General features: G+C 59.3%; 23 protein-coding genes. 14 read left to right on the forward strand and 9 right to left on the reverse strand.

The window, feature by feature from the left end:
* The first annotated feature begins 70 nt into the window (after positions 1-70).
* From AC3ZVB_RS07100 to AC3ZVB_RS07140, 9 genes are all read left to right on the forward strand, one after another.
* On the forward strand, positions 71-688 hold the full coding sequence (locus AC3ZVB_RS07100; protein WP_194691599.1) for an NUDIX domain-containing protein: 618 nt from the start codon (positions 71-73) through the stop codon (positions 686-688).
* Positions 679-1131, forward strand: coding sequence for a DUF1249 domain-containing protein (locus AC3ZVB_RS07105; protein WP_162437137.1), 453 nt, complete (start codon positions 679-681; stop codon positions 1129-1131). The genes AC3ZVB_RS07100 and AC3ZVB_RS07105 overlap by 10 nt, the downstream gene beginning before the upstream one ends.
* Before the next feature lie 106 nt (positions 1132-1237).
* Positions 1238-2053, forward strand: coding sequence for a 3',5'-cyclic-AMP phosphodiesterase (gene cpdA, locus AC3ZVB_RS07110; RefSeq protein ID WP_194691598.1), 816 nt, complete (start codon positions 1238-1240; stop codon positions 2051-2053).
* Positions 2054-2256: 203 nt separating this feature from the next.
* A complete protein-coding gene (locus AC3ZVB_RS07115; protein ID WP_162437135.1) occupies positions 2257-2865 on the forward strand; it encodes a YqiA/YcfP family alpha/beta fold hydrolase in 609 nt (202 codons plus the stop codon).
* 51 nt (positions 2866-2916) lie between these two features.
* The gene (gene parE, locus AC3ZVB_RS07120) at positions 2917-4821 is read left to right on the forward strand and encodes a DNA topoisomerase IV subunit B (protein ID WP_490146166.1); all 1905 of its coding nucleotides are present in this window, start codon (positions 2917-2919) and stop codon (positions 4819-4821) included.
* Positions 4821-5807 carry an esterase-like activity of phytase family protein gene (locus tag AC3ZVB_RS07125; RefSeq protein WP_490146167.1) on the forward strand — a complete coding sequence of 329 codons (987 nt, stop codon included), beginning with the start codon at positions 4821-4823 and terminating at the stop codon, positions 5805-5807. The genes parE and AC3ZVB_RS07125 overlap by 1 nt, the downstream gene beginning before the upstream one ends.
* Positions 5804-6328 carry a retropepsin-like aspartic protease family protein gene (locus AC3ZVB_RS07130; RefSeq protein WP_162437132.1) on the forward strand — a complete coding sequence of 175 codons (525 nt, stop codon included), beginning with the start codon at positions 5804-5806 and terminating at the stop codon, positions 6326-6328. The genes AC3ZVB_RS07125 and AC3ZVB_RS07130 overlap by 4 nt, the downstream gene beginning before the upstream one ends.
* Positions 6329-6335: 7 nt before the next feature.
* Positions 6336-8603, forward strand: a complete 2268-nt coding sequence (parC, locus tag AC3ZVB_RS07135; RefSeq protein WP_162437131.1) for a DNA topoisomerase IV subunit A — start codon at positions 6336-6338, stop codon at positions 8601-8603.
* A gap of 176 nt (positions 8604-8779) precedes the next feature.
* Complete coding sequence (locus AC3ZVB_RS07140; RefSeq protein WP_490146168.1) at positions 8780-9493, forward strand: PqiC family protein; 714 nt, start codon at positions 8780-8782, stop codon at positions 9491-9493.
* A gap of 269 nt (positions 9494-9762) precedes the next feature.
* Here the strand turns inward: AC3ZVB_RS07140 and AC3ZVB_RS07145 are convergent, their stop codons facing one another.
* Positions 9763-11289 carry an AhpA/YtjB family protein gene (locus AC3ZVB_RS07145; protein ID WP_162437129.1) on the reverse strand — a complete coding sequence of 509 codons (1527 nt, stop codon included), beginning with the start codon at positions 11287-11289 and terminating at the stop codon, positions 9763-9765.
* Positions 11290-11424: 135 nt separating this feature from the next.
* Between AC3ZVB_RS07145 and serB the strand changes: the two genes are divergently transcribed.
* On the forward strand, positions 11425-12639 hold the full coding sequence (gene serB / locus AC3ZVB_RS07150; protein WP_162437128.1) for a phosphoserine phosphatase SerB: 1215 nt from the start codon (positions 11425-11427) through the stop codon (positions 12637-12639).
* A 59-nt stretch (positions 12640-12698) separates the two neighbouring features.
* Here serB and AC3ZVB_RS07155 read toward each other — a convergent pair whose 3' ends face one another.
* The 4 genes from AC3ZVB_RS07155 to AC3ZVB_RS07170 all read right to left on the reverse strand — a co-directional run bounded on the left by AC3ZVB_RS07155 (position 12699) and on the right by AC3ZVB_RS07170 (position 17887).
* Entirely contained in the window at positions 12699-14474 is a 1776-nt protein-coding gene (locus tag AC3ZVB_RS07155; protein ID WP_490146169.1) for a cyclic-di-GMP receptor FimW-related protein, read from the reverse strand.
* Positions 14475-14611: 137 nt separating this feature from the next.
* Positions 14612-15472 (reverse strand): archaetidylserine decarboxylase, encoded by an 861-nt coding sequence (gene asd, locus AC3ZVB_RS07160; RefSeq protein WP_162437126.1) that lies wholly within the window; start codon positions 15470-15472, stop codon positions 14612-14614.
* 18 nt (positions 15473-15490) lie between these two features.
* Positions 15491-16306: a rhodanese-like domain-containing protein gene (locus tag AC3ZVB_RS07165; protein ID WP_162437125.1), complete on the reverse strand. Its 816-nt coding sequence runs from the start codon at positions 16304-16306 to the stop codon at positions 15491-15493.
* Between the two features lie 42 nt (positions 16307-16348).
* Positions 16349-17887 (reverse strand): HDOD domain-containing protein, encoded by a 1539-nt coding sequence (locus tag AC3ZVB_RS07170; RefSeq protein WP_490146170.1) that lies wholly within the window; start codon positions 17885-17887, stop codon positions 16349-16351.
* A gap of 166 nt (positions 17888-18053) precedes the next feature.
* On the opposite strand from AC3ZVB_RS07170, the gene motA reads away from it, so the two are divergent.
* The gene (motA, locus tag AC3ZVB_RS07175) at positions 18054-18905 is read left to right on the forward strand and encodes a flagellar motor stator protein MotA (RefSeq protein WP_162437123.1); all 852 of its coding nucleotides are present in this window, start codon (positions 18054-18056) and stop codon (positions 18903-18905) included.
* A 3-nt stretch (positions 18906-18908) separates the two neighbouring features.
* The gene (gene motB / locus AC3ZVB_RS07180; RefSeq protein ID WP_194691590.1) at positions 18909-19937 is read left to right on the forward strand and encodes a flagellar motor protein MotB; all 1029 of its coding nucleotides are present in this window, start codon (positions 18909-18911) and stop codon (positions 19935-19937) included.
* A 56-nt stretch (positions 19938-19993) separates the two neighbouring features.
* Here the strand turns inward: motB and AC3ZVB_RS07185 are convergent, their stop codons facing one another.
* The 4 genes from AC3ZVB_RS07185 to rsgA all read right to left on the reverse strand — a co-directional run bounded on the left by AC3ZVB_RS07185 (position 19994) and on the right by rsgA (position 23099).
* Positions 19994-20485 carry a TIR domain-containing protein gene (locus AC3ZVB_RS07185; RefSeq protein ID WP_490146171.1) on the reverse strand — a complete coding sequence of 164 codons (492 nt, stop codon included), beginning with the start codon at positions 20483-20485 and terminating at the stop codon, positions 19994-19996.
* Positions 20485-21444: a caspase family protein gene (locus AC3ZVB_RS07190; protein ID WP_162437120.1), complete on the reverse strand. Its 960-nt coding sequence runs from the start codon at positions 21442-21444 to the stop codon at positions 20485-20487. Before AC3ZVB_RS07190 ends, AC3ZVB_RS07185 begins: the two co-directional genes overlap by 1 nt.
* A gap of 3 nt (positions 21445-21447) precedes the next feature.
* Entirely contained in the window at positions 21448-21855 is a 408-nt protein-coding gene (locus AC3ZVB_RS07195; RefSeq protein ID WP_490146172.1) for a TIR domain-containing protein, read from the reverse strand.
* Positions 21856-22067: 212 nt separating this feature from the next.
* Positions 22068-23099, reverse strand: coding sequence for a small ribosomal subunit biogenesis GTPase RsgA (gene rsgA, locus AC3ZVB_RS07200; protein WP_162437118.1), 1032 nt, complete (start codon positions 23097-23099; stop codon positions 22068-22070).
* 107 nt (positions 23100-23206) lie between these two features.
* On the opposite strand from rsgA, the gene orn reads away from it, so the two are divergent.
* Positions 23207-23749, forward strand: coding sequence for an oligoribonuclease (gene orn, locus AC3ZVB_RS07205; protein WP_007995036.1), 543 nt, complete (start codon positions 23207-23209; stop codon positions 23747-23749).
* A gap of 184 nt (positions 23750-23933) precedes the next feature.
* A complete protein-coding gene (locus tag AC3ZVB_RS07210; protein ID WP_162437117.1) occupies positions 23934-24545 on the forward strand; it encodes a trimeric intracellular cation channel family protein in 612 nt (203 codons plus the stop codon).
* The last annotated feature ends 5 nt before the right edge of the window (positions 24546-24550 follow it).

Consider the following 24550-nt stretch of genomic DNA (forward strand, 5'->3'; position numbering starts at 1 on the left):
AACGTCACGGGCGCGTTAGGATGGCGCGAAGTCGAGGCTGGAGCCTCGGTGTGTAGATACGAGGATTGTCATGACTGATTTTGCCAACGCCATTCCGACCGCCGTTGATATCGTTCGGCGTGAAAAGTGCTACGAGGGCTTTTACAAGCTCGACCGTGTGCACTTGCGCCACGAATTGTTTGGCGGGGGCATGAGCCGCGAAATCAATCGGGAAGTGTTCGTCCGCCATGACGCCGTCTGTGTGTTGCCCTACGACCCGCAGCGTGACGAAGTGGTGTTGATCGAACAGTTCCGCGTCGGCGCCATGGGCAAGACTGATAATCCCTGGCTGATCGAGCTGGTCGCTGGTCTGATCGACAAGGATGAGGTGCCGGAAGAAGTTGCTCACCGCGAAGCGCAGGAGGAAGCTGGGCTTGTGTTCGGGGCGCTCTGGCCGATGACCAAATATTTTCCATCGCCGGGCGGCAGTAACGAATTTGTGCATCTGTTCCTGGGGCGTTGCGACAGTACTGGCGCTGGCGGCCTGCACGGGCTGGAGGAAGAAGCAGAAGATATTCGCGTCACGGTCTGGGCGTTCGAGGATGCCTTGCAAGCCGTACGCGACGGACGAATTGCCAACGCGGCCAGCATCATTGCCTTGCAATGGTTAGCTTTAAACCGCGCTGAAGTGAGGGGGCTATGGTCGTAAACAAACTGCGCGATCGCTATCGGGTTGACCTCGTGGGGCTGCAAGCCTCCTGCGAGGCCAACTACGCGCGCCTTATGCGGCTGCTCCCGGACATGCGCAACGAGCCGGCAGCCCGGCGCATAGCCGTGACCCATGGCGACCAGATGCTCGGCGTATTGGCGCTGGAGGTGCTGCAGGTCTGTCCGTACACCACCACGTTGCAAGTACGCCAGGAGCACAGCCTGCCGTGGCTGCCGGTGCCCCAGCTGGAAGTTCAGGTCTATCACGATGCCTGCATGGCCGAAGTCGTCAGTGCCGAGCATGCACGACGCTTCCGTGGCATCTATCCTTATCCGAATGCCTCGATGCATCAACCGGACGAAAAAGCGCAGCTGAATATGTTCCTGGGGGAATGGTTGAGCCATTGTCTGGCGTTGGGGCATGAGTACGAAGCTGTTCGTTAAGTGCCAGATGTGAACTGTGTTCGGTTCACAGCGTTCCTCTTTTGGTCGTCCCCCAGCATAATTGCGGCACTTACCCACACCCGTGATTCAGCCTTGGGAGAACGCCTTGCCGAGCGTATCCACATTGACCACCGCCGATTCGGCGTTGCTGGTGCAACTGTCCGACAGTCATCTGTTTGCCGACGCGGACGGGACGTTGTTGGGGATGAATACCCGCGACAGTCTGATGAAGGTCATCGAGCTGGTACGCGCTCAGCAGGCGAAAATCGACCTGATCGTCGCCAGTGGTGATCTGTCTCAGGACGGGACGCTGGAGTCTTATCAGCTGTTTCGTGACCTGACTCGGCAGCTCGACGCACCGGCGCGCTGGATCCCCGGAAATCACGACGAACCACACATCATGGCCGAAGCCGCGGTGCAGAGTGCGCTGCTGGAACCAGTGGTGGATCTCGGCAACTGGCGCATCACCTTGCTGGATTCAGCCGTGCCCGGATCGGTGCCGGGTTATCTTCAGGACGAACAGCTGCAACTGCTGGCCCGTTCGTTGAGCGAGGCGCCGGAGCGGCATCATCTGGTGTGTTTTCACCATCATCCGGTGTCGATCGGGTGTGCATGGATGGAGCCCATCGGATTGCGAAATCCCGAAGCGCTGTTTGCGGTGCTGGATCGGTTTCCCCAGGTGCGCGCGGTTTTATGGGGGCATGTTCACCAAGAGATCGATCGGGAGCGCAATGGCGTACGGTTGATGGCCTCGCCGTCTACCTGCATACAGTTCGAGCCGGGCAGTGAAGAATTCAAGGTGGGCGATCAAGCGCCAGGCTATCGGTGGATGCGGTTGTTGCCCGATGGTCAGCTCGAAACCGGCGTGGAGCGGGTCACCGGGTTCGATTTTCAGGTGGATTACGGCTCCAACGGTTACTGAGTTTTTTGCAACTTACATAGACCGAGGCGCGCCCATCGCGGGCAAGCCCGCTCCCACAGGGATCCGAGGTGCTCGCAAATCCCTGTGGGAGCCAGCCTGCTGGCGATGGCGTCCGCTCAGGCGAGCTGAATTCCACGGATATCCCCGATTCCCCCGACTCCCTGTAAACTCCGCCTTCTTTACCCGACGCACAGGGCGCTCAATTGTCTGGTTCGATCCTTTATATCCATGGTTTCAACAGCGCGCCTGCTTCGAAAAAGGCCACTCAGTTGATGGACGTGATGGACCGCCTGGGTTTGAGCGATCAATTGCGCGTTCCGGCCTTGCATCACCACCCGCGTGAAGCCATCGGTCAGCTGGAGCAGGCGATTGGCGAGCTGGGGCGGCCTCTGCTGGTCGGCAGCTCACTCGGCGGCTACTATGCGACTCACTTGGCCGAGCGCCATGGCCTCAAGGCCCTGTTGATCAATCCTGCCGTGAGTCCGCACCGGATGTTCGACGGGTTTCTGGGGCCGCAAACAAACCTGTACACCGATGAGACCTGGGAAATGACCCACGACCACGTGACGGCCCTGGCCGAGCTGGAAGTGCCGGCGCCTCAGGACCCGCAGCGGTATCAGGTGTGGTTGCAGACTGGCGACGAAACGCTGGACTATCGCCTCGCCCAGCAGTACTACCGGGCCTGTGCCTTGCGCATCCAGGCCGGTGGCGACCATGGTTTCCAGGGTTTTTCCAGGCAATTGCCGGCCATGTTGAGTTTTGCCGGCATCGGCGCAGATGTTTATCAGTCGATCGATTTCGAAGCGCTGTGACCGGCCTCTTTTTCACAGAACACTTTTTTCACTGAAGGACGACGAGACCCCATGGCCACTCCCAGCGCTAGCTCTTATAACGCAGACGCCACCGAAGTCCTCTCGGGCCTCGACCCGGTGCGCAAACGCCCCGGCATGTACACCGACACCAGTCGGCCGAACCACCTTGCCCAGGAAGTCATCGACAACAGCGTCGACGAAGCCTTGGCCGGACATGCCTCCTCGGTGCAGGTCATCCTCCACGCCGACCACTCCCTGGAAGTCAGCGATGACGGTCGTGGCATGCCCGTGGACATCCATCCGGAAGAAGGTGTGTCGGGCGTTGAACTGATCCTCACCAAGCTCCATGCCGGCGGCAAGTTTTCCAACAAGAACTACCAGTTCTCCGGCGGTTTGCACGGGGTGGGTATTTCCGTGGTCAACGCCTTGTCGACCGAAGTCCGGGTGCGTGTGAAGCGTGACGGCAACGAATACCAGATGACTTTCGCAGATGGTTACAAGAAAACCGATCTGGAAGTGATCGGTACCGTCGGCAAGCGCAATACCGGCACCAGCGTGTTTTTTGCTCCGGATCCCAAGTACTTCGACTCTCCGAAATTTTCCATCAGCCGCCTCAAGCACGTGCTCAAGGCCAAGGCTGTACTGTGCCCGGGACTGCTGGTCAGTTTCGAAGACAAAGCCACAGGCGAAAAAGTCGAATGGCATTACGGAGACGGCCTGCGTTCCTACCTGGTCGATGCGGTCAGCGAGTTCGAGCGCCTGCCGGACGAGCCTTTCTGCGGCAGCCTGGCCGGCAATAAAGAAGCGGTGGATTGGGCGCTGCTGTGGTTGCCGGAAGGTGGCGACAGCGTTCAGGAAAGCTACGTCAACCTGATCCCGACGGCCCAGGGCGGTACTCACGTCAACGGTTTGCGTCAGGGCCTGCTCGATGCCATGCGCGAGTTCTGCGAATTCCGCAGCCTGCTGCCCCGTGGGGTGAAGCTGGCGCCGGAAGACGTCTGGGAACGCATTGCTTTCGTCCTGTCGATGAAAATGCAGGAACCGCAATTCTCTGGTCAGACCAAGGAACGCCTGTCATCCCGTGAAGCCGCGGCGTTTGTTTCCGGTGTGGTCAAGGACGCATTCAGCCTGTGGCTCAACGCCAACCCGGAAACGGGCATGATGCTGGCGGAACTGGCGATCAATAACGCTGGCCGTCGCCTGAAGGCCAGCAAGAAGGTCGAGCGCAAACGCATCACCGCGGGCCCGGCACTGCCCGGCAAACTCGCCGACTGCGCCGGCCAGGACCCGATGCGTTCCGAACTGTTTCTGGTGGAAGGTGATTCCGCTGGCGGTTCGGCCAAGCAGGCGCGAGACAAGGAGTTTCAAGCGATTCTGCCGTTGCGCGGCAAGATCCTGAACACCTGGGAAGTCGACGGCAGCGAAGTGCTGGCGAGCCAGGAAGTGCACAACATCGCCGTGGCCATCGGTGTCGATCCCGGCTCGGCGGACATCGCCCAGCTGCGCTACGGCAAGATCTGCATCCTCGCCGACGCCGACTCCGACGGTCTGCACATTGCCACGTTGCTGTGCGCGTTGTTCGTCCAGCACTTCCGGCCGTTGGTGGATGCCGGTCACGTCTATGTCGCCATGCCGCCGCTGTACCGTATCGACCTCGGCAAAGAGATCTACTACGCCCTGGACGAAGCCGAACGCGATGGCATTCTCGATCGCCTGGTGGCCGAGAAGAAACGCGGCAAGCCGCAGGTCACCCGATTCAAAGGTCTGGGTGAAATGAACCCGCCACAACTGCGCGAAACCACCATGGACCCGAACACTCGGCGCCTGGTGCAGTTGACCCTGGAAGATTACGACGCAACCGCAGAAATGATGGACATGCTGCTGGCGAAAAAGCGCGCTGGTGATCGCAAGTCCTGGCTGGAGTCCAAAGGCAACCTGGCCGAGGTTCTTGGCTGATGCGGGTTGGCTTTGCCCTGTTGTCTGCGTTACTCCTGAGTTCGACGGCGCTGGCCGAACCGACTCCGGAACTGCGCCTGTTATCCGAGCATGCCGTCGAAGGCATGCACGGTGGCAACCTGTCGGGTCTGGCGCAGTGCGGCGAGGCGCTGTGGACGATCTCCGATCGAGACGATAACCAGATCTACCGTCTCGATACCCGCCAAGACACCTGGCAAGCTGAAGCCGTGCCGATCGATGTCCCGATCGTGCCTGCCAGTGGTTTGCCGTGGGGGTTGAGTTCGCGCAGTTGGGCGGCTTCTTTCGTTCGCGGTGGCGACCTGGATTTTGAAGGCATCACCTGCGACAGCGCCGGCAATCGTTACATCGTCAGCGAGTCCCATGCCGCGGTGCTGCAAGTGCCACCATCGGGACCGGCATCCTGGCTGAAAATCTCGCCGATGCTGGTTCGCGAGGCACGGGCCAGTGGCATGCTGTTGCATTTCAATGCGCTGTTTGAAGGTCTCGCGGTTAACCCCGAAGGTGACAAATTGTGGCTGGCCGCCGAACGCGATCGCCGCGGTTTGCTGTTGATCAAGCGCAAGCAAGTCGTCTGGGATTGCGACGGGGGTTGCGTGCTGTTGAGCGAGGCCGGGAAGGAAATGCAGCCTGCGCAGTTTCGCAAGGCCAAGGCGGTTTCCCGGGATTTTGCCGACCTGTCATTGTTCGACGGCAAGCTGTTTACCCTTGAACGCAACGCTTACAAGATCTGCCGCCGCGATGCGGTAACGGCAAAGGTCGAGCGCTGCTGGTCCTATGCCGCCGAGTTGTTGCAGGAAAACCGGCAATACCCCCAGGGCTTTGGCCTTGAAGAAGCATTGGTCGTGGACGCCAAAGGTGCCTGGATCGGTGTCGATAACAACGTTGGTGCCCGCGATGATGGCGAGGTTCGTCCGATCGTTTGGCGTTTCGCCGCACCTGAAGACGGTTGGAGTGCCAAGCCGTGAGTCAGCAGACGCCGGGCAAGCGCGCCGGTCGAGTGTTGATGGTGCTGGCCTGGTGCGCGGCGTTATTCCTGGCGACGCGGTTTTTTGGCCAATGGGAAGCGCGACAGGAAAATCCCAATGTCGTCGTCAACTCGGAGCAGGGCGAAGGTTTTATCGAAGTGAAACTGGTCAGTAACCGTCAGGGGCATTTCGTCGCCAGCGGCCAGATCAACGGCCAGCCGGTGGATTTCATGCTGGACACGGGGGCAACCGATGTTTCTATCCCGGCGGAAATGGCCAAGCAGCTGAAGCTGGAAGAAGGCTTCGGCGTCACCCTGAGCACGGCCAACGGCTTGAGCCAGGGGTATAGAACCCGAATCGACCGTTTGCAGGTGGGCGATATTGTCTTGCGTGATGTACGTGCGCTGGTCGCGCCCGGCCTGGGCGGTAAACAGGTGCTGCTCGGTATGAGCGCGCTGAACAAACTTGAATTTACCCAGCGCGGTGGCACCATGCTGCTGCGCCAGACAACGAACCGATGAGGCCCGCATGAGCGACTCCCTTGATCTCAGCCTGGACGGTGTAGAACGCCGGTCGCTGGCTGACTTCACCGAAAATGCCTACCTCAACTACTCCATGTACGTGATCATGGACCGTGCCTTGCCGCATATCGGCGACGGCCTGAAGCCGGTACAGCGGCGCATCATCTATGCGATGAGCGAGTTGGGGCTGGACGCCGATTCCAAACACAAGAAATCGGCGCGTACCGTCGGTGACGTGCTTGGTAAATTCCATCCGCACGGCGACTCGGCCTGCTACGAAGCCATGGTGCTCATGGCCCAGCCGTTCAGCTACCGCTACACGCTGGTCGACGGGCAGGGCAACTGGGGTGCGCCGGATGATCCCAAGTCTTTCGCGGCCATGCGATACACCGAGGCGCGGCTCTCGCGTTATTCCGAAGTACTGCTCAGCGAATTGGGCCAGGGCACTGCGGATTGGGGCCCGAACTTCGACGGCACCCTCGACGAACCCCTGGTGTTGCCGGCACGTTTGCCGAACATCTTGCTCAACGGTACCACCGGTATTGCCGTGGGTATGGCCACCGACGTTCCGCCGCACAACCTGCGCGAAGTCGCCACCGCCTGTGTGCGCTTGCTCGATGAGCCTAAAGCCACGGTCGAACAGCTCTGTGAACACATCCAGGGCCCGGACTACCCGACCGAAGCGGAGATCATCACGCCGCGTGCCGATCTGCTGAAAATGTATGAAACCGGCAAGGGCTCGGTGCGCATGCGCGCCGTTTACCACATCGAAGACGGCGACATCATCGTCACCGCGTTGCCGCATCAAGTGTCTGGCGCCAAGGTGCTGGAACAGATCGCTGCGATGATGCAGGCCAAACCGTCCAAAGCGCCGCAGATCGCTGATCTGCGCGATGAATCCGATCACGAGAACCCGTGCCGGATCGTGATCATTCCGGGTGCCCGGAAAAATTTCGACCACGATGCGCTGATGCAGCATCTGTTTGCCAGCACCGAGCTGGAATCGAGCTATCGGGTCAACGTCAACATCATCGGCCTGGACGGCAAGCCGCAGCTGAAAAACCTGCGTGCGTTGCTGGTTGAATGGCTGGAATTCCGGGTACAGACCGTGCGTCGTCGCCTGCAATTCCGTCTCGACAAGGTCGAGCGCCGTCTGCACCTGTTGGACGGTTTGTTGATTGCCTACCTCAACCTGGATGAAGTGATTCACATCATCCGCACCGAGGAACACCCTAAAGCCGCGCTGATCGCCCGTTTTGCGCTGAGCGAAATCCAGGCCGACTACATTCTCGACACCCGCTTGCGCCAGTTGGCGCGACTGGAAGAAATGAAGTTGCGTGCCGAGCAGGATGAACTGCTCAAGGAACAAGCCAAACTGCAAGCCCTGCTGGGCAGCGAAGCCAAGTTGAAGAAACTGGTGCGCACCGAGCTGATCAAGGACGCTGAAACCTATGGCGATGACCGTCGTTCGCCAATCGTCGAACGCACCGAAGCCAAGGCGCTGACTGAGCACGATCTGCTGCCGAATGAGAAAGTGACGGTCGTCTTGTCGGAAAAAGGCTGGGTTCGCTCCGCCAAAGGCCACGAGATCGACGCTACCGGGCTGTCCTACAAGGCCGGGGATGGTTTCAAGGCCCTGGCAGCGGGACGTTCGAACCAGTTTGCGGTGTTCATCGACTCCACTGGCCGTAGTTATTCGGTGGCCACGCACACGTTGCCATCGGCCCGAGGCCAGGGCGAACCACTGACCGGTCGTCTGACGCCACCGCCAGGCGCTACGTTTGAATGCGTTTTGATGCCGGAAGACGATTCGCTGTACGTGATTGCGTCCGACGCCGGTTATGGCTTTGTAGTCAAAGGCGAAGACCTGCAGGCCAAGAACAAGGCGGGCAAGGCGCTGTTGAGCCTGCCGAACAACTCGAAGGTCATTCTTCCGCGGCCGGTGACGGATCGCGAGAACAACTGGCTGGCGTCGGTGACGACCGAAGGTCGCCTGCTCATCTTCAAGATCAGCGACCTGCCACAATTAGGTAAGGGCAAAGGCAACAAGATCATCGGCATCTCTGGTGAGCGTGTGGCCAATCGCGAAGAATATGTCACAGACATCGCCGTACTGCCGGAAGGTGCAACGCTGGTGCTTCAGGCCGGAAAACGTACCTTGTCACTGAAAGCAGACGACCTCGAACACTACAAAGGTGAACGTGGACGTCGTGGTAACAAATTGCCACGTGGCTTTCAGCGGGTCGATGCGCTGCTCGTCGAAAACCTCAATTAAGCGTCCTAGAGCGCTCGATCTACGATTTAACGCGTAGATCGACGCTTTGCCGCTGGAGTCGGAACGCATATTCACGGATGATATGGCTTTTCAAGCGCCGGCGTGGCCGAGCGTTCTTCATATTTATTGAGTATTTTCACAGTGGTTAGCCTTGTGGCAGCCACCTGGATGGGACGATGACTGCTCTGCGCCTTCCTTTTATTTTGATGCTCGCCGGGGTTCTTGGCCTGGCGGGTTGCAGCGTTCACCAACCGGTGTCGCTGTATCAGCTGGACAGTGGAAGTCCGGCTGAGCCTGCACAAACTGCAGGCATGGCTGTATTGCTTGGCCCGGTAACGATCGCTGACTATCTGCAACGTGAAACCCTGTTGCAGCGTCAACCGGATGGCAGCCTCCAGGCTTCGACCGATGGTCGCTGGGCAGGGAGCTTGTCGTCGGATATCGATCAGTTGCTGTTGCGTCAGGTTGCCGGTCACCTGGACAGCCAGCGCGTTGTCCTCGCCCCCGCAACCTTGGGCTTCACGCCTGATGTACAGGTGTTGTTGACCATTACCCGTCTTGATTCGGGTGAGTCGCAACCGGCAATCCTTGACGCACAATGGCGTCTGATCGATCGCCGTGGTCAGGTTCGCGATAACCGCATTGTGCATTTGCAGGAACAACACGCAGGTGGCACCGCGGCTCAGGTTCAGGCACAAGGTGTGTTGTTGCAGCGTTTGGCCGAGCAGCTGTCGGTGGCACTCAAGCCACTGGCTAATCAGCCTCCAATTGCTGAAGCCCCGAAAAAGCAGGCTGCCAAGCCTGTGGCACCTGCGGCTGAGAAGGATAAACAGCCGAAGATCCCGATGGCCTCGCCGATCCGGACAGATATGGAAGTATTCAGGTTCTAAGCCTGGATTGATTCAACACAAAGCCTGCAGCGATGCGGGCTTTGTTGTTTCTGCGGGGCACTTGTAGCAGCTGTCGAGCCTGCGAGGCTGCGTTCGAGGTCCTCGCAAGACCTGTGAGTGCGGTCTATCAGAGTTTACCCATTGCCTCACGACTGCTGCGCAGCCGAACGCAGCCTCGCAGGCTCGGCAGCTGCTACAAGATCAAGTGGCAACAAAAAGCCCGCAGACAATCACTCATCTGCGGGCTTCTTTACATCAAGGGCTAAGACTTACGCCCGGCGTTCATGCATCCGCGCCAGTTGCCGCTCCAGCATCGACGGATAAGGTTCCATCAACCGCTCCACACAGCAAGCGCCCTCGGGGCTAGCGATCGGGCGGATGCGCGCACGCTGACGGATCAGCACGTCATCGCTGATCTTGCGTTCCACCAGCAACAGGTTGCGGCTGTGTTGGGACAAGGCCAGGGCGTCCTGCGCGGACTCGGTCAGCAGCAGGTCGATCTGACTCAGGCCAAACAGACCATCGCCCAAGGTCAGGCCCAGTTGCAGTTGCAGGGTGATGCCGCTGTCAGCCACTTCTATCTGCAGTTGATGCCCCAGCGCGCGCAGCAACTCGCCGCAGCAGATGGCATTGGTCAGGTAATCGTCGCCGCTGTCTTCGGTGTGGAACAGCATCAGGGTGCTGCCGTCGTTCAGGGTATGCAGTTCGCTCTGGTAGAGAGAAGCCGCCTGATCGAGGCAATCGCGGTAGCGTTTGAGCAGTTCTTCCAGGCGTGTGCGCGGCAGGCGGCGCAGTTGATCCTGGGCGCCCAGTTGCACGGCCAGGACAGCGCTGTGCTGAGGTACGCTGGACACTGGCGGTTTGACGACAGGTTTGGGTGCGCTCGCGAGCGTTTCTTCACGCAGATCGGCAAACGGATCCTCGTCGTCATCATCTTCGACCGTGCTGACAATACGCCGAGGCGCAGGCTTGAGGCCAGCAACCGGCTTGGTCTCATCGAAGCTTGGATCACGCAGGTTGCGGACTTCGAAGGCCGGCTCGTCGGCTTCTTCGTCTTCGGTTTCGTCGTACTCGGGCTCCGGTTCCGGCTCGGGCTCTACGGGTTCCGGGGCGAAGTTGGCGTGCAGTTGACGGGCCAGATCGCCGATTTCATCCTGGCGCTCGGTGGCCGGCGTGTACTCATCGATGTTGCGCAGCCAAACCCGCAATTGCAGCAGTGGCGTGGAGATGTGTCGACCCAGGCGCAGGCTCAAGGCCAGGGACAGCGCCAACAGAATCGCACTCAAAATGCCCATGCTTTGCAGGCTGATGGTCATCGGCTGCTGGAACTGATCCATGTCCAGACTGATGCGCAGCTGCCCGGCAGTCACGTCCTGGAACGTGATCTTGCTCTGGTACATGCCTTCGGCTTCGCCCAGCAGGCTGTGCTTGGGACGCTGACCGGCTTCGGCGAGGATGCGGTTATCCACGCTATAGATGGCGGCGTGCGCCACCAGCTTGTTCTTGGTCAGGTTATTGAGCAGCACGTTGAGGCTGAGGATGTCGTTGGAGACCAACAACTCCGTAGCGGACGTGGCGGTTTGCGTGGTCAGGCTTTCGCCCAGCGCATCTGCCTGCTCGTGCATGGCCTGCTTGAACTGCAAACCCATTACGCAGGCATAGATAACCAGGGCCAGAGCGACCAGGATCACGTTATGGCTGGCAATGCGTAATGCAATCGGTACACGGCGATGGCGCAGTGCCCGGAAGATCAGCAGAAAGAAGTTATCGGTTTTTACTGGCGTGGGCCGGTTCACTTGAGCTCGGCTCTTTTGTCCGTGAAGTTGACGCGCAGTATAGCGACAGGCCCTAGACCGGCAAAGCGCTGACGGTGCCCGATGGTCACTGAAAGTGGGTAGAATGCGGTTTTTTTCCACCTGCGGGGGTGCGCCTTGCGCGAAATCGTCCTGATAAACATCACGGGAGTCGACCGTCCGGGTCTGACTGCTGCCATTACCGGCGTTCTGGCACAAGGTGGTGTGAACATTCTCGACATCGGTCAGGCGGTCATCCACGACACCTTGTCGTTCGGGATCCTGGTTGAAATTCCTGATACCGAGCAAGGCAAGTCGGTCCTCAAGGACATTCTGTTCACCGCCTACAAGCTCGATCAGCAGGTGCGGTTCACGCCGGTGTCCGAAGAGGATTACCAGCAATGGGTCGGCAATCAGGGCAAAAAACGCCACATCGTCACCCTGTTGACCCGCAAAGTGACGGCCGAGCAGTTGCAGGCCGTGAGTTCGATTACCGCGAAATACGGCCTGAACATCGACCACATCGATCGTCTGTCCGGGCGTATGCCTCTGGACACTCCGGCCGACAAGGGCAAAGGGTGTATCGAGTTTTCCGTGCGTGGCGAAGCGGCCGATCCGCAAGCGCTTCGGGCTGAGTTCCTCAGCGTGGCGCAGGACCTGAATGTCGATATCGCTTTCCAGGAAGATTCGCTGTTCCGCCGTAACCGTCGTCTGGCGGTGTTCGACATGGACTCCACGCTGATCGAAGCCGAAGTCATCGACGAATTGGCTAAAGCGGCCGGCGTAGGTGAGCAGGTCTCCGCGATTACCGAGCGGGCGATGGCCGGCGAGCTGGACTTCCGCGCCAGCTTCAAGGAACGCCTGGCGTTGCTGCAAGGACTTGACGTCAGCGTTCTGGACTCGATTGGTGCCTCTCTGCGTCTGACCGAAGGCGCAGAAACCCTGTTCGCCGAACTCAAACGCCTGGGTTACAAGACTGCGATTCTGTCAGGTGGCTTCACGTACTTCGCCAAGCAGTTGCAGGCCAAACTGGGCATCGACTACGTGTTTGCCAATGAGCTGGAAGTGGTCGACGGCAAAGTCACCGGTGTGGCGGTCGAGCCTATTGTCGATGCGCAACGCAAAGCGGATCTGCTCAAAGAACTGGCGCACAAGGAAGGGTTGCGACTGGAGCAGACGATTGCTGTCGGCGACGGCGCCAACGACCTGCCGATGCTGGCGATTGCCGGTTTGGGTGTGGCGTTCCGCGCCAAGCCTCTGGTAAAGCAGTCGGCGAAGCAGGCGATTTCCACGCTTGGGCTGGATGGGGTGCTGTATCTGCTGGGCTTTCGGGATCGCGACGGGCAGCTCTGATTCTTGTATTGATTGACCATGCCCGCGATTGCAACATCGCGGTCATCAAGATGCACTCGTCAAAGCGATTTCCACAACGAATCAAATTCCTCTTCAACGCCGCTCTCTGCGGCGTTTTCGTGTCTGACAGTCTCCAGTGCACGGTAAGCAAACTGATTGAAGCTGTTGGTGCTCGCCACCCGCCGATCCAGGCCGGCGCGGCGTTCGTCGCCATTGGTGTTGATCATGACCTTGTTGCCCTCCTGAAAAGGCAATCGGGGAGCGAGCAGTGTGGCGGGCAGGTCGGCCGCGCTGATGGCTGGCAATAAAAGGCCGCGCAAATAGTGACTATGGTCATCACTCGAACGCATCAGTTGCAGGCCGCAAGGCTCGGCATAAGGTGCGACCTGTTCGATGCCCATTTGCGTTCCTCCGCCACGGACCTGACGAATCCAGCGCACTACCGCGATGCTCCAGCCTTGCCCCGCAACGTCCTCGATGCCGACCATCTCGCCCGCCTGAAGCTCGGTCGGTACCGCACCAGGCCAGGCCAGGCAATAACCGCCGGGGCTGTGATTGATCACGGGCAGTGCGTAGGTGGGAAAATGCCGGTTGTTGTCGGACGCTTCATTACTGTCATCGCTTTGCAGCTGCGGGTATTCGATTTCCTCGTAAGGCAGCATGGCGTCGGTGTTGCCATGGGGCGCTGCATCAAAGGCGTGGCTCCATTGATCATGTCCCTTCGCGGTCGGGGACGTCGCCGCAAATTTCGCGTGCCGGGAGCCCTGATGTTTCAGCAGATCACTGAATGAACGTTGTCCACCCAGGTAATAATGCAGGGCGCTCATGCCTACGCACAGGGTCAAGGTGCCCTGGCTGGCGGTGCGCTGAAAACTGCGTTCGGCCGTCTGGCCCCAGGCCGCGATCAGGTGCTGCAACGTGTCGAGGTTTAACCCCGCAGGAACGAGCAAGGGGTTGGCACCTTCGGTTTTAAGCACATGGGCTTCGATAGCGGCGACTAACGGCTGCGGATCGATGGCCAGCAACTGCTCCTGCTGCTCGAGCCGGAATTTGGAGCGGTAACGAGGCCCGGTGTCGAGTTCGGGTGCGACGGCAAACAACCCGTTCGGTTTGCCGGGTTGCAGCTTGATCAAATGGCTCCAGGGTTCCAGCACTTCGGCGAGGCGAGCGATTTGGTTCTGGCGTAACTGATTGCAGCGCGCGGCGCCCATCAGCAGCGCCGCGACATAGGTTTGCTCGATGCTCAGGGTGTGTGTCTGGCTGGCCAGTTCGTCACGCAGGCTCAAATGCTGGAGTTGGTGCGAACAGGCGATCCGATACAGTTGATGCAATTCCAGCCATAGACCTTCGGGCACAGGACAATAAAGCTGAGTAGCGCGAACCATGGGGCCGTTGAGGCAATGAATCGCTCGCTGCAACGCTTGGGTCAGCAGTGGCGCCCGGTCCTTGCTGAAGCGCGGGACGATGCGCACAACGATCTGTTTATAGCCAATCGCCAGATGGCTTTGCAGTGCCTGGCACAGGTTGGCGATTTTGCGTGAGCGTTCGTCGAGCACAATGGCCTGATGCAGGAAATGCCGCTCCAGGTGCTTGCAGACGTAGTACACCTCGGGTCGCATCAGTTCGAGCAGTTGCAGGCGGTTTTCACTGGGGGTAAGCAACTGGTTGAGTTCGCCCAGACCCTTATAAAGCAGGCGAGCGGTCTCACCAATGTTGGCTTTGGGCAGATTAGCTATCCAGCGCTTCAGGTCGCGCGGGGTGGGCTCACAGAACGACAGTCGCAACTGTTCAGGGACGGGCGCGCGGAGCAGCAGGAGGGGATTGGTCTCATTCATGCCGGGTAAAAACTCCAACCGGGAAATGGGCAGTGAATGACCTGACTGTAGCAGCTAAGTTGGGTGAAGGTATCGCGACATGTTCACCATCCCCTGTGGTAGCAAGCTGCTCCCACAGGGGATGGTGCGGGGTTGAATCAGACTTTCGGCAAACCCAGACCCTGGCCCATCTGCACCGGGGAAAGAGCACCCAGGCCTTCAGCCCACTTCACCTGGTCAGGCCCGAACAGCACGACCGCGGTGGATCCCAGCTTGAAGCGACCCAGTTCAGCACCTTTCTCCAAATGGATTGGTGCGCGAGCTGCTTCGTCGTAGCGGAAGGTTTTCAGTTCGCGTTTTGGCGGCGTCACCAGTCCGGCCCAGACGGTTTCGATCGACGCCACGATCATCGCGCCGACCAGCACAACGGCCATTGGTCCGCGCTCGGTGTCGAAAATGCACGCCACACGCTCGTTACGGGCGAACAGCTCTGGCACGTTTTCAGCCGTGGTCTGGTTGACCGAGAAGATGCGGCCCGGAATGTAGACCATTTCACGCAAAGTGCCGGCCAGTGGCATGTGCACGCGATGGTAGTCCTTCGGCGACAGGTAAATGGTCGCAAAATCACCGCCCATGAACGGCGCAGCGTTGGCCGCATCACCGCCGAGCAGTTCCAGTACGCTGAAACTGTGGCCCTTGGCCTGGAACACGCGGCCGTGCTCGATCGGGCCAAGCTGGCTGACCGCGCCATCGGCCGGGCTGAGGATCGCGCCCGGCGTCTCGTCCAGTGGACGGGCACCGTCTTTCAGTGCGCGGGTGAAGAAGGCATTGAAGTGTTCATAGGCGGTCAGGTCTTCGACCAGTGCCTGAGACATATCCACCTGATAACGCTTGGCGAACCAGGCCGTGAACGCATTCTTGAACCAGCGCACGCGGCATTCGGCAATGCAGCCGGCCAGTCGCGAGAGCAAGTGGTGGGGCAGCAGGTATTGGCTGAGGATAAACAAACGCTTATTCATTAACTGTCCTTAAAAACCTTAATTCTCTATAGGGGTGTCGGGATGGTTGCCCCATTCGCCCCAGGAACCGGCGTAGCCTTTGACACGCGGATAACCGAGTGCCTTGGCCACCAGATAAGTGAAGCCAGAGCGATGGTGAGTCTGGCAGTGAGTAATAACTTCTTTGTCCGGGGTGATCCCGAGTTGTTCCAGGATCTGCGGCATGTCTGTGCGGATGCGCAGGTTGCGCGCCTGATCCATGCCTGCGGTCCATTCAAAGTTGACCGCGCCGGGAATGTGTCCGGCCCTGGCCGCCAGGACCTTCTCGCCGGAATACTCCAGCGGACCGCGTGCGTCCCAGATCGCCAGGTCGGCTGCACCCAGGCGACTTTGCAGGTATTCGCGGGTGGCCGTGGGTTCGTCATGCAGGGTCAGGCTCACCGGGCCACCCACCGGGGCAGGGACCTCGGTCGATACCGGCAAGTCCTGCGCCAGCCACGACAGCAGGCCGCCATCCACGTAGTGATAGTTTTTGTGGCCGATGACATCGAGCAACCAGATGAACCGTCCGGCCCAGCCGCCGCCTTCGTCGTCATAAACCACGTAGACCGCGTCTTTGTTGTGGCCAAGTTCGCCGAACAGCGTTTCGAGCGCAGCGTGCGGCGGCATCAGGCCTGGAGCGGGTAGTTGGCCGAGTTGCGTGCGTTTGGGGTCGACAAACCGCGCGCCAGGAATATGCCCTTCGGCATAGCGGGCGCTGCTGGTCAGGTCCACCAAAATCAGATTGCGGGCGTCAAGACGGGCGAGCAGGTCGCCGGGCTCTATCACCAGCGCCAAGCCAGAGAAGTCAGACATGTGAGGTCTCCAGAGCACAAAAGGAGGGATTGTAACGCAGCCTTATTGGCCGCGGTGGCTAAAGCTGTGCAGGGCCTTCTCGATGCACTGGGCGGTTTTGCCGAAGGCTTGCACGGTGATTTCCGAGAACGGTCCGCCACCCTGGTCGGCCACGACCAGCATGATCACCCGCCCATTATTGACCAATGACCTTAGCAGCAGATGCTCGCCACCAAAAAGTGAGCGCAGGCTCGCCGGTAACAGCGCCGAAAACTGCGCGCTGTTTTCCGGCGTCAGGCGGACCTGAGCCTGTTGCGCGAGCAGTCGTTGCAGCACGGTGCTCTGACTCACCTGCAGATTCAGGCTGGATGCGTCCTTGGGCAAACCGGCGCACTGGTGCACGCGAAGATTGGCGTGAGTGCGATCGGCCATCAGGATCATCACCCGTCGCATGCCGCAGGCGAGCAACGCGTCCCGGGCAGACGTGGTCAGATGCATCGCATTGGCGAAGCGACTCGGTTCCGCCAGCAGCTCGGCACATTGTTTACGCCATTTGGCTAAATCTTGCGCAGTGGGCGCAGGGGCCGCAAGCGAACCTGCCGCCACCCGGTTCATGCCCCACGGCCAGATCAGCGAGACGGCGGGGTGCCAAAGGTCGGGCATCGCGTGGTAACGGGCGCTATTGGCAGCCTGTTGGTGCAACTGCTGCTGTACGTGGTCCATCGGTACCTGGAGGTAAAGGCTGGTCAGGTACTGCCAGCGTTCACTGTGCGGACTGTCCCAGGCGTGTTGCGCCGACAGCGCCAGACCATTGGCCAGCAATACTGTATTGGCCGGCTGATTGAGCCAGCGGCGCAGGGTCGGGTCGTCATCGAGGCGATTTTGCTGGCGCAATGGGTGATCGCTGTCACGGGCAATGCGCAGGACCTGGACCAATTCGCGCTGCTCGCTCATCAACAGTCGATAACCCTGCTGCACCCAGATCGGCAGGCGCCAGATATCGGCCAAGGCCTGGCAGATGTCCAGCAGGCGTACACCGAACAACTGCTTTTCAACCTTGCGCGCGGATTCGCCTCTGTGGATCACCCGCAGTTCCCATTCCTGGAGCAGTTGCGGATGAGTCAACGCCATCGGCCAAAGTGGCGAGAGGAACAACAGGCTGCCCCAGTGGATGTCCTGCCACAGTCGCGCCAGGCGATGGGCAAAAAAACCGTTGGCTTGTTGTGTGGCGTGCTGGCTGATCATTTGCAGCTGGCGCAAGGCGACGGGAATTTCCGACAACGGGAGCGCGGGCAGGCGAGCGAGCAGTTCTTCGGTACGCTTCAAACCGAGGCGATTGATCGCCACCTCAAGGTTCTCCGCCGGTTCACTCAAACCGCCGTGCAGTTGCCGGTTGGCTTCGCGAATCACACTCAAGGCCAGGGCCGGACTGCCCTGCATCAATTCGGCAATGTCGCGCAACGAACTGCGGTTGTTGCGAATGGCGCTGCAAACGCGGTCATGACTGGCTTGCGGAACTGGCAGGCGAACGCTGTCGAGAAGCTTGATCCAGCCTTCGAGCGTGGAGGGTGTTGGTGTTGGAACGTTCGTTTCGTTAGCCATGGTTGGACGCAATCATCGTCTGCATTACCTACGCCCTGAATGGGTCAAAGTGGCTTTTCGCCTGAACGGCCTATAGTCTGGCGCAGTTTTGCCGATAAGTAGAAGAAGAGATTTTTTAACTTCCGAATATGACCTTGAACCCGACTCAGTAAGTGCTCTCCTACCTATGGCTAAAATAATCGGCATCATCGTCGTATTCGCGAGCGTGCTCGGCGGATACGTACTTTCCCACGGCAAAATTGCCGCCCTGATCCAGCCTTTCGAGGTATTGATCATTGGCGGTGCGGCCCTCGGCGCATTCCTGCAGGCCAACCCCGGCTATATGACCATGCACGTGCTCAAGAAATCCTTGAGCATGTTCGGGTCGCGCTTCACTCACGCCTTCTATCTCGAAGTGCTGGGCCTGATCTACGAGATCCTCAACAAGAGCCGCCGCGAAGGCATGATGGCGATTGAAGGTGACATCGAAGATGCCGCCGCGAGCCCGATTTTTGCCAAGTACCCGACGGTGCTCAAAGACGAGCGCATGACCGCTTTCATCTGCGACTACCTGCGCATCATGTCCTCCGGCAACATGGCACCCCACGAGCTGGAGGGTCTGTTCGATATGGAGCTCTACAGCCTCAAGGAAGACCTTGAGCATCCCTCCCATGCGGTCAACGGGATTGCCGACGCCATGCCCGGTTTCGGTATCGTCGCAGCGGTATTGGGGATCGTGGTGACCATGGCGTCCCTGGGCGAGGGTGACCAGAAAGCCATCGGCATGCACGTGGGCGCAGCATTGGTCGGTACCTTCTTCGGTATTCTCGCGGCGTACGGTTTCTTTGGTCCGCTGGCGCATTCCCTGGCTCACGATGCCAAGGAAGAGCTGAACGTCTACGAAGCCATCAAGGCCTCGCTGGTTGCATCCGCATCGGGCATGCCGCCGTCGCTGGCGGTGGAGTTCGGTCGCAAGGTTCTGTACCCGGCGCACCGTCCAAGTTTCTCCGAGTTGGAACAAGCGGTTCGCGGTCGCTAAATCATGGAAAATAATCAGCCGATCATCATCAAGCGCGTCAAGCGCATCGCTGCCGGGCATCACGGGGGCGCCTGGAAAATCGCTTTCGCCGACTTCGCGACGGCGATGATGGCGTTCTTCCTGGTGTTGTGGCTGCTGTCCACTGCGACGCCTGAACAGAAGATTGCCATTGCGGGCTACTTCAAGGACCCGATCGGTTTTTCCGAAAGCGGCACGCCCTACATTATTGATCTGGGTGGCACGCCTACCCTGGCGCCGGAAAACACCCTCAACCCGGAAGTGAAATCCCAGCCGCAGCCGGACAAGGTCACCATCGATACCGAACAAGTCGAAGGCATGGCCGAGCAGGTCGAGAAAGAACGCCTGGAACTGTTGCTGCAGGAACTGCAGAACAAGGTCGACGAAAACCCGCAGTTGCAGAAATTCAAGGATCAGATCCTGTTCGAGATCACGCCGAACGGCTTGCGCATCCAGATCATGGACGCGGAAAACCGGCCGATGTTCGACTCTGGCAGCGCCCGTCTGAAACCGTACTTTGAAGACATCCTGCTGGCCATGGCCGATACCATCAAAGCGGTACCCAACAAGATCAGCATCAGCGGTCACACCGACGCCACGCCGTACACCGGCACAGGCGAGTTCGGTAACTGGGAACTGTCGACCAATCGTGCCAACGCCGCTCGCCGTGCGCTGGTCGCCGGGAGTTATCCGGAGTCTCAGGTGGCGCGCGTTGTCGGGTATGCCTCTTCGGCGCTGTTCGATCGGGAAAAACCGTTCAATCCGGTCAATCGTCGAATCGACATTGTCGTGCTGACGAAAAAGGCTCAGGCAGCGATTGAAGGCGCACAGGGCGCCGATCCTTCCGGTCAGCTGCCCCAAGGCCAAGGCGCTCCGGGTGAAGTGCCGGCCGAACCGGTCGATCCGAATGCCCTGCCGGCAGACAAGCAGCCAGTGCCGGCGCATGAAATTCGAGAACGGTTGAATCTGTTCGAGGACGCCGCACCGAAACCCGGCGAGGCGCCGAAGCAGTAATCTACAAAAAAAGCCGACAGTGAATGTCGGCTTTTTTGTGGGCGCTGGCGCTTGTCTCAGGCGCCGCGGCGGATTCGGTTTTTGAGATCAGTGTGGAAGCGGTCAGCATTGGTCTTGTTGTAGCTGCGCGTGGACTCGCTGCCCGTGATCGATTCCAGGGATGCGGAGCGCTTGAGGTTCACTTCGATTTTGTAGGCCTCGATGAAAAAATCGAGGTCCTTTGCACTGCTCAGTTTCGGCCACTTATCCAGGTACAGCGGCAACTCCGTCGGCCCGGTCCTGAAGGAGCAGATGCGGCGATTACTGATCGTCGCTTCGCCAATTTCGAACGGCACCCACCACGACAGTGCGGTTCTCTCCGAGACGACTGCCAGCAAGTGTGTGCATTCGCTGATGTTGCGAGTGATGACCTCGGTGATGTCATCGGTGGTCTGGGATTCCGGATCCAGCACGTCCAGGTAGGTTTTTATATTGGCTTGCATCAGACGACTGTTGATCTGCATCGCATGGGCGCGATCCATGTGGCGGTAGCTGATAAACACTGGCATCAGAAATGTCCCTTGATCGCGAGTTCACGGTAATAGGCGCCAAGCGCGGTGAGGCGGCAGCCAGTGGAGTTGAGCGCGGCGTAGTACATGTGTTCGGCGTCCACCGGTTCAATCAGGCTGTGGCGGTTGCACTTTTGCAACTGGGCGAAGACTTCGCCGTGAGCCGGTTCAAACCGGGCTTCGGTGGGTTCGTAGCTCGGGTCCAGCGCGAATATCGACTCGGCTTCGGCGAACCAGTCAGGCAGCTTGCGTAATATTTCTTTGGGGATTAACGGCGAGACTTCCCGCAACGAAATGAACTGCGAGACGTTGGTCTTGAACACCGGGCGCTGTTCCCAGGCGTCGAGCGCATTGTCGACAAACGAATAGAGGCTGCCGGGAGTGATTTTCCCAAGGATGTTCGCAGCACCACCGTGCAATGCCTGAAGCAGCAGTCCGGTGAAGACACCATGGTTGGCGCCTTCCATGGCCGGTTCTTCTTTCTTGCAGGCCGTAAGAATGGTCATGCCCTCGCCAACCATGCTGCTTTCGCTACGCAAAGCGCGCACTTCGCCTGCCGAGCCGCCCTGGCAGCAGTCGAGAATGATGATCTTGTTCTTGATTTTTACGGCTTTGGACGCCCAATTAAGGATGTCGCTGATTCGGATCCCGTCCTTGCTGGACTTGTAATCCTGAGGCAACAGCATCCCTTCATCCGTATCCCCGTCGAAAGCGCCGTGGCCTGCGAAGTACAACAGGGCGACATTGCAGTCGCCTGAAAACAGTTCGCGAATTTGATCCTCGATTTTTTCGCGGCTCAAATAATCTTCGGCGGAGGTCAGCACGATATTCTTGAAGTTCGGGTCGCCATTGGCATCAGTCTTGAGCACCGAAGCCATGGCCATCGCATCGTTGTTGCAGCCGTTCAGCTGGGAGAGATGGCGGTAGTTATTGATTCCGATAAACAGGCCTCTGCGCATGATTCAGTCCGCCGCGTGAGTGCGAATGGCACTGATGATGCTAAGGGAGTTCCAGGCGCATTCCGCATGCGCGGCCCGGCGCACCACAGTGGATATCCGCTCGGCCCCGAACGGTTTGATCGCGATGATGACCTTGCCCATGCGCTTGGCGATCGCGATCTCCTTGTTGATCCACTTGCTGTAGGTGGAATACATCCCGGCCATGATCAGCACGGCGGAACAGGGACGAATCTTGTTTTCGATGGCGATTTCAAGTTGCTGGTCGGTCAGGGCGCCGACAATCGGATTGTGCGGTGGTACTGAAAAGTTCTTGAAGGTGAATGTCGGGTGCGTAGAGAGCATTTCGACCAGCCTGTCGTGTTTGTCGGCGTAGTTCCACGAATGGCTGATGAACAGGTGGTAGGTTTGCATGGGGGTATCCCTCGATGTCGCTGGTGCGAAGAGGGCTTGAATGTAGGTAACAGGCGGGCGCTAACAAGTGCCGAAAGGTAAAAGAGAAAAGTCCTACAAGTAGGCGTGCAGAAGCCCTTCAGAAATGTCTGACGTTTAAAAATGTGGATTTTGTTTAGGCAGACAACAGCAGCCCGCGACTCCTCGGGGTCGAGGAGGGCGGGCGCAGCTGTTTAGTAGGTGCTTTCCGGCAAACTGGCGATGATCGAGCGGTAGCTGTTCATCCGTTGCTGTTGCACGCGACCTTCTTCCAGGGCCTTTAGCAGGGCGCAGCCGGGTTCGCGGTCATGCTTGCAGTCGCGGAAGCGACAGGTGCCGATCAAGTCATTGAACTCGATGAAGCCCGCTTCGACGTCGGCACGGCTGACATGGCCGAGGCCGAATTCGCGGATACCCGGGGAGTCGATCAACTCACCGCCACCGGGGAAGTGGAACAAGCGCGCGGTGGTGGTGGTGTGGGTGCCCTGGCCAGACAGCTCGGACAGCGGGCCGACGCGGGTTTCGACTTCTGGCAACAAGCTGTTGACCAGCGAGGACTTGCCGACGCCGGATTGGCCGACGAACACGCTGATGCGCCCGTCCAGCTGCTCTTGCAACTGTTCCATGCCATTGCCGTGGTGCGCTGATACTTCCAGCACCGGGTAGCCCAGCGTGCGGTAGACCGCCAGCAAAGCGTTGAGCGCCGGGGCGTTCTGCTCGTCGATCAGGTCGAATTTGTTGAGCAGCAGCAGCGGCCGGATACCGGCGTGCTCGGCGGCAACCAGGTAGCGGTCAATCAGGTTGGCGTGAGGCTCAGGCAGCGGTGCGAAGACAATGACGATCATGTCGACGTTGGCGGCTACAGGCTTGAGCTGGCCACGGCTGTCCGGACGGCAGAGTTCGGTTTTACGTGGCAGTTGCGCCACGATCACACCGATGCCCTGGTTGCCGGCGCGCCAGACGACCTGATCGCCGGTCACCAGCGCAGGCAGGTTGGCGCGCAAATGGCAGCGGAACACCTGGCCGGCCAAATCGCCATCAAGGGCTTCGACTTCGACCTGCACACCAAAGTGAGCAATCACCAGGCCGGTTTGTTCCGGGCCCAGGTCGCCACCTTCGAGGGCCTCGACAGCCGAGGACTCGCGTTTGGCGGCGCGGGCAGCGCGTTCGCCCTGAATCTTTTCGATGCGCCAGTTTTGACGACGATTGAGTTGGCGTTTGGCCATGGGTGTTCCGTATCAAGAATGCAGCGATTAGGTAAAACGGCCGCGAGTTTAGCACGCCCGGCCGCCTCCCTAGGCTAAACTGCGCAGCATTGCCTAGGAGCCGACACATGCAAAACCCGCAGAATCTGATCTGGATCGACCTGGAAATGACCGGTCTGAACCCTGATACCGATGTCATCATCGAAATGGCCACCATCGTCACCGACAGTGATCTGAACACCCTGGCCGAAGGGCCGGTGATCGCGATCCACCACAGCGATGAAATCCTGGCCGGCATGGACGAGTGGAATACCCGTCAACACGGCGGCTCCGGCCTGACCCAACGGGTCCGCGACAGCCGCATCAGCATGGCCGAAGCCGAAGCCGAGACCATCGCCTTCCTGGAAAAATGGGTGCCGAAGGGCAAGTCGCCGATCTGCGGCAACAGCATTTGCCAGGACCGTCGCTTTCTTTATACCCACATGAAATCCCTGGAAAGCTATTTCCACTACCGCAACCTCGACGTGTCGACGCTCAAAGAGCTGGCCGCACGCTGGGCCCCGGACGTGCGTGACAGCTTCAAGAAGGGCAGCACGCATCTGGCGCTGGATGACATACGCGAATCCATCGCCGAGCTGCAGCACTACCGCAAGCATTTCATCAAGTTCTGATTACGAGCCTCGATTCCTGTGTAGGAGCTGCCGCAGGCTGCGATCTTTTGATCTTGCTGCTAAAGCAAAATCAAAAGATCGCAGCCTGCGGCAGCTCCTACACAGGTGGTCGCGTTGCTCTTGCGCTCTTTTGGTGCCGCAACTAAATGGCTAGACTGCGCGCCTTCTTGCAAGGACCGCCACCATGTTGCTGATGCTCTACCTGATCGCCATCACCGCCGAAGCCATGACCGGTGCCCTTTCTGCCGGCCGGCGTGGCATGGATTGGTTTGGCGTGGTGCTGATCGCTTGCGTGACAGCCCTGGGCGGTGGATCAGTGCGCGACGTGTTGCTCGGGCATTACCCGCTCACATGGGTCAAACATCCGGAATACCTGGTGTTGACGTCCATTGCCGCGATGTTCACCGTTTTTGCGGCGCGCTGGATGCGCCACCTGCGCTCACTGTTTCTGGTGCTCGATGCCGTGGGGCTGGTGGCATTCACCCTGATCGGCTGCATGACGGCACTGGAAATGGGGCATGGCATGTTGGTGGCGTCGGTCAGTGGCGTGATCACCGGGGTGTTTGGTGGCATCCTTCGAGACATCTTCTGCAACGACATTCCGCTGATCTTCCGCCGCGAGCTCTATGCCAGCGTGTCATTTGCTGCGGCCTGGTGCTACATGCTCTGCATCTATCTGCAGATGCCAGGCGAACAGGCGATTCTGGTGACGCTGTTCGGCGGGTTCCTGCTGCGCTTGCTGGCTATTCGTTTCCACTGGGAAATGCCCAAGTTCGTTTACAACGACGAAGCGTGATTCCG

The organism is Pseudomonas sp. MDV22-iso1, assembly GCF_058145095.1.

Bases quoted from the DNA above. Each gene is read 5' to 3' on its own strand.
- AC3ZVB_RS07100 (WP_194691599.1), top strand. From the start codon at position 71: ATGACTGATTTTGCCAACGCCATTCCGACCGCCGTTGATATCGTTCGG.
- AC3ZVB_RS07105 (WP_162437137.1), top strand. From the start codon at position 679: ATGGTCGTAAACAAACTGCGCGATCGCTATCGGGTTGACCTCGTGGGG.
- parE (WP_490146166.1), top strand. From the start codon at position 2,917: ATGGCCACTCCCAGCGCTAGCTCTTATAACGCAGACGCCACCGAAGTC.
- AC3ZVB_RS07125 (WP_490146167.1), top strand. From the start codon at position 4,821: ATGCGGGTTGGCTTTGCCCTGTTGTCTGCGTTACTCCTGAGTTCGACG.
- parC (WP_162437131.1), top strand. From the start codon at position 6,336: ATGAGCGACTCCCTTGATCTCAGCCTGGACGGTGTAGAACGCCGGTCG.
- AC3ZVB_RS07140 (WP_490146168.1), top strand. From the start codon at position 8,780: ATGACTGCTCTGCGCCTTCCTTTTATTTTGATGCTCGCCGGGGTTCTT.
- AC3ZVB_RS07155 (WP_490146169.1), bottom strand. From the start codon at position 14,474: ATGAATGAGACCAATCCCCTCCTGCTGCTCCGCGCGCCCGTCCCTGAA.
- asd (WP_162437126.1), bottom strand. From the start codon at position 15,472: ATGAATAAGCGTTTGTTTATCCTCAGCCAATACCTGCTGCCCCACCAC.
- AC3ZVB_RS07165 (WP_162437125.1), bottom strand. From the start codon at position 16,306: ATGTCTGACTTCTCTGGCTTGGCGCTGGTGATAGAGCCCGGCGACCTG.
- AC3ZVB_RS07170 (WP_490146170.1), bottom strand. From the start codon at position 17,887: ATGGCTAACGAAACGAACGTTCCAACACCAACACCCTCCACGCTCGAA.
- motA (WP_162437123.1), top strand. From the start codon at position 18,054: ATGGCTAAAATAATCGGCATCATCGTCGTATTCGCGAGCGTGCTCGGC.
- motB (WP_194691590.1), top strand. From the start codon at position 18,909: ATGGAAAATAATCAGCCGATCATCATCAAGCGCGTCAAGCGCATCGCT.
- AC3ZVB_RS07185 (WP_490146171.1), bottom strand. From the start codon at position 20,485: ATGCCAGTGTTTATCAGCTACCGCCACATGGATCGCGCCCATGCGATG.
- AC3ZVB_RS07190 (WP_162437120.1), bottom strand. From the start codon at position 21,444: ATGCGCAGAGGCCTGTTTATCGGAATCAATAACTACCGCCATCTCTCC.
- AC3ZVB_RS07195 (WP_490146172.1), bottom strand. From the start codon at position 21,855: ATGCAAACCTACCACCTGTTCATCAGCCATTCGTGGAACTACGCCGAC.
- rsgA (WP_162437118.1), bottom strand. From the start codon at position 23,099: ATGGCCAAACGCCAACTCAATCGTCGTCAAAACTGGCGCATCGAAAAG.
- orn (WP_007995036.1), top strand. From the start codon at position 23,207: ATGCAAAACCCGCAGAATCTGATCTGGATCGACCTGGAAATGACCGGT.
- AC3ZVB_RS07210 (WP_162437117.1), top strand. From the start codon at position 23,934: ATGTTGCTGATGCTCTACCTGATCGCCATCACCGCCGAAGCCATGACC.